Source organism: Streptomyces aureus, assembly GCF_001418135.1.
Classification (GTDB): Bacteria; Actinomycetota; Actinomycetes; order Streptomycetales; family Streptomycetaceae; genus Streptomyces; species Streptomyces aureus_A.
In genome coordinates this window covers 1-4252 of the sequence record NZ_LIPQ01000680.1, presented here as the reverse complement: position 1 = coordinate 4252, position 4252 = coordinate 1, and the positions used below count along the sequence as shown (strand labels likewise).

The following is a 4252-nucleotide window of genomic DNA, read 5'->3' as shown; positions in this document are numbered from 1 at the left end:
GGAGTGGAGAGGGTGGGGTCCCTCGGCTCCCAGCCCGTGGGGCGGGCCGGCCGGGGGGCGTCGGAGTCGCTCGTACCGGAGGAAGGGGGCATGGCAACTCATATTGCCCCTTGGGTGACGAAACTCCTGAATGCGACCCGAAGGTGACGGGAAATCCGCTCGCGGCGCGACGGCGTCCTTCGCTAGGGTCGTGCGCTTCGGCGTTTTCCGGTTCTTTGCGAACTTCGGCGCCTTACGGACTTCGGTGCTTCACGGACTGAGGAGGAGAAGCCGCATGCTGCGGCTGTACGCGACGGTGGCCGCCGGTGGCTTCCGGCGCCATGCCACCTACCGGGTGGCGACCGCGGCCGGGGTGTTCACCAACTCCGTCTTCGGCGTCGTCCTGTCGTACACGTACATCGCCCTCTGGGACGAGCGCCCGCACCTCGGCGGCTACTCGATGGACGACGCGCTCGCGTACGTGTGGATCGGACAGGCCCTGCTCACGGTCTGCGGAATGATGGGCGGCGGCTTCGAGAACGAGCTGATCGAGCGGATCAGGACCGGGGACATCGCGGTCGACCTCTACCGCCCGGCCGACCTCCAGACCTGGTGGTTCTCGGCCGACCTCGGCCGGTCCGCCTACCAGCTGCTCGGCCGCGGGGTCGCCCCGATGGCGGTCGGCTGGCTGGCCTTCCGCTTCACCCTGCCGGCCGGACCGGGCTCGTGGCTCGCCTTCCTGGTGGCGGTGACGCTCGGCTCGACGGTCGGTTTCGCGCTCTGGTACGTGGTGGCGATGAGCGCGTTCTGGCTGCTCGACGGCCAGGGCGTGGTGCAGGTGGCCTGGCTGGGCGGCCTGTTCTTCTCGGGGATGCTGCTCCCGCTGAACGTCTTCCCGGGCGCGCTCGGCGAGGTCGCGCGGGCCCTGCCCTGGGCGTCGCTGCTCCAGGTGCCGGCCGATGTCTACCTGGGGAAGTACCAGGGCTGGGGCCTGGCGGGGGCGTACGCCTTCCAGGGCGGCTGGGCGCTGGTACTGCTGGCCGCCGGCCGCGCGGTGCAGGCGGCGGCGACGCGGAAGGTGGTCGTGCAGGGTGGCTGAGGTGACGCGTACACGCGTGCGGCCCGGAGGCGCGTACGGCCCGGGTCCCGCTCCCGGCGCCCTGGGCGACTCCTGGCGGACGTACCGGATGATCGTGGGGATGTGGATCCGTTCGACGACGACCTACCGGGCGTCCTTCCTGATCACGCTCTTCACGAACTTCTGCGTCACGTTCTTCGACTTCGTCGCGATCCTGCTGATGTTCGGTCAGGTCAAAGGTCTGGGCGGCTTCACCTTCGCGGAGGTCGCCCTGCTGTACGGGACGGCGGGCACGGCCTTCGGGATCGCGGACCTCACGATGGGCTCGCTCCAGCGGATGGGGACGCGGGTCAGGGACGGCTCGCTCGACACGTTCCTGATGCGCCCGGCGCCGCTGCTCGCGCAGATCGCCGGGGACAAGTTCGCGCTGAAGCGGTTCGGCCGCGTCGCGCAGGGGCTGTTCGTCCTGATCTGGAGCCTGTGCCTGCTGGACGTGGCGTGGACGCCGCTGAAGGTGCTGCTGCTGCCGGTGGCGGTGGTGAGCGGGGCGGTGATCTTCGGGGCGGTGATGGTCGTCGGCGCGTCGGCGCTGTTCTGGATCCAGGACGCGGCGGAGGTGACGAACTCGTTCACGTACGGCGGGAACACCCTCCTGCAGTACCCGCCGACGATCTTCGCGCAGGACCTGGTGCGGGGTGTGGTGTACGTCGTACCGCTGGCGTTCGTGAACTGGCTGCCGGCGCTGTACGTGCTGGACCGGCCGGCCCCGGCGGGGGTGCCGGAGTGGGCGGCGTTCGCGTCGCCGCTGGTGGCGGCGGTGTGTTGCGGGGTGGCGGGGCTTGCGTGGCGGGCCGGGGTCCGTGCGTACCGATCGACGGGAAGCTGAGGGCAGAAGGTGGCGTCGCGAATCGAGCCGTTCATCGAACTGGAGAACCTGGAGAAGGTCTTCACGGTCCGCCGGAAGGCGGCGGGCCTCCTCCGCCGCGAGAAGAAGGAGGTACGAGCCGTCGACGGCATCAGCTTCGCCGTCGAGCGCGGCGAGATGGTCGGCTACATCGGCCCGAACGGCGCGGGGAAGTCGACGACGATCAAGATGCTGACGGGCATCCTGACCCCCAGCGGTGGCCGGCTGCGGGTCGCGGGCATCGACCCGGCGCGCGAGCGCACCCGTCTGGCGCAACGGATCGGGGTGGTCTTCGGCCAGCGGACGACGCTCTGGTGGGACCTGCCGCTGAAGGACTCGTACCGGCTGATGCACCGGATGTACCGCATCCCCGACGCCCGCTTCCGGGAGAACCTGGACCGGTGCGTGGAACTCCTGGAACTGGGAGAGCTCCTCGACGTGCCGGTCCGGCAGCTGTCGCTCGGCCAGCGGATGCGCGGGGACATCGCGGCGGCTCTCCTCCACGACCCGGAGGTCCTCTACCTGGACGAGCCGACGATCGGCCTGGACGTGGTGTCGAAGGCCAGGGTGAGGGAGTTCCTGAGCCACCTCAACACCACACAGGGCACGACGGTCCTCCTGACCACCCACGACCTCACGGACATCGAGCAGCTGTGCTCCCGGGTGATGGTGATCGACCACGGGCGGCTGATGTACGACGGGAAACTGACGGGCCTGCACGCGGTGGGCGAGAGCGAGCGGCTCCTGGTGGTGGACCTGGAACGGGAGCTGCCGCCGATCGACGTCCCGGGCGCCCGCTTCGTACGCTCGGAGGGCCCCCGCCAGTGGCTCGCCTTCCCGGCCACCGCATCGGCGGCCCCGCTGGTGGCGGAGGTGGCGGCCGCGTACCCACTGATCGACCTCTCGGTGCGGGAACCCGACATCGAGACGGTGATCGCGAAGATGTACGGGGGAACTCGGGACGAGCGCCGGGAGTCCCTGATGTAGGAGGTCAGGCCCATGGTGAGTTTTTCGTACACGGCGGCGGACGAGGAGAAGAGCAGAGGCGTCCGCCGGATGAAGTCGCTGGCGACGGCGCTGCTGCTCGCCGTGGCGGTGATCTACGCCCTGGCGACCTGGGCGGAGAACGCGGGCTGGGGGGCCTGGACGGGCTATGTCGCGGCGGCGGCGGAGGCCGGCATGGTCGGCGCGCTGGCGGACTGGTTCGCGGTGACGGCCCTCTTCCGCCGCCCGCTCGGCCTGCCGATCCCGCACACGGCGATCATCCCGACGAAGAAGGACCAGCTGGGAGCGTCGCTGGGCCAGTTCGTGGGAGAGAACTTCCTCTCGGCCGACGTCGTACGGGGCAGGCTTGCGGCGCTGGGCGTCGGGAAACGCCTCGGCGAGTGGCTGGCGGACCCGGCCCACGCGGACCGGGTCACGGCGGAGGCCTCCACAGCCCTCCGAGGCGCGCTCACCGTCCTCCGCGACTCCGACGTACAGGCGGTCGTGGGGGAGGCGATCACCCGGCGGGCCGAGGCGGCGGAGATCGCGCCGGGCCTCGGCAAGACGCTGGAGAAGATCGTCTCGGACGGGGCGCACCACCGGGCGGTGGACCTCGTGTGCACCAGGGCGCACGACTGGCTGGTGACCCACGGCGACTCGGTGATGGACGCGGTCCAGGGCGGAGCGCCGGGCTGGACCCCCCGCTTCGTGGACAGGCGCATCGGCGAACGCGTCTACAAGGAGCTCCTCCGCTTCGTGACGGAGATGCGGGACATGCCGGCGCACCCGGCGCGTGGCGCGATCGACCGCTTCCTGACCGACTTCGCGGCCGACCTTCAGGCGGACACGGACACCCGGGCCCGCGTGGAACGTCTGAAGTCGGACCTCCTGGCCCGCCCGGAGGTCCAGGACATCATCGCCTCGGCCTGGTCCTCGGTGCGCAACCTGATCATCGCGGCGGCGGAGGACGACCGCAGCCAACTCCGCCTCCGCACCCGCGCGTCCCTGATCTCCCTGGGCAACCGCCTGTCGACGGACACCCGCCTCCAGATGAAGGTGGAGGGCTGGGCGGAGGACGCGGCGGCCTACGTGGTCACGACGTACCGGCACGAGATCACGTCCCTGATCACGGACACGGTCGCGGGCTGGGACGCCACGCAGACGTCGAGGAAGATCGAGGCGAACATCGGCCGCGACCTCCAGTTCATCCGCATCAACGGCACGGTGGTCGGCGCGCTGGCAGGCCTGCTGATCTACACGGTGAGCCACGGGGTGGGGGGCTGAGGGAGCGGACCGGAGTCCGGGGC

4 protein-coding genes are annotated in these 4252 nt (G+C 70.6%); all 4 read left to right on the top strand.

From position 1 onward, the window contains the following. Positions 1-277 precede the first annotated feature (277 nt). Positions 278-1078 carry an ABC transporter permease gene (locus tag AOK00_RS36040; protein WP_055604306.1) on the top strand — a complete coding sequence of 267 codons (801 nt, stop codon included), beginning with the start codon at positions 278-280 and terminating at the stop codon, positions 1076-1078. Between the two features lie 88 nt (positions 1079-1166). After that, positions 1167-1943 carry an ABC transporter permease gene (locus AOK00_RS36035; protein WP_079042380.1) on the top strand — a complete coding sequence of 259 codons (777 nt, stop codon included), beginning with the start codon at positions 1167-1169 and terminating at the stop codon, positions 1941-1943. Positions 1944-1952: 9 nt separating this feature from the next. Beyond that, complete coding sequence (locus AOK00_RS36030) at positions 1953-2948, top strand: ABC transporter ATP-binding protein (RefSeq protein ID WP_254047635.1); 996 nt, start codon at positions 1953-1955, stop codon at positions 2946-2948. Between the two features lie 12 nt (positions 2949-2960). Beyond that, positions 2961-4229 carry a DUF445 domain-containing protein gene (locus AOK00_RS36025; RefSeq protein WP_055604303.1) on the top strand — a complete coding sequence of 423 codons (1269 nt, stop codon included), beginning with the start codon at positions 2961-2963 and terminating at the stop codon, positions 4227-4229. The last annotated feature ends 23 nt before the right edge of the window (positions 4230-4252 follow it).

Coding starts and splice junctions, on each gene's coding strand:
- AOK00_RS36025 (WP_055604303.1), top strand. CDS start 2,961: ATGGTGAGTTTTTCGTACACGGCGGCGGACGAGGAGAAGAGCAGAGGC.
- AOK00_RS36035 (WP_079042380.1), top strand. CDS start 1,167: ATGATCGTGGGGATGTGGATCCGTTCGACGACGACCTACCGGGCGTCC.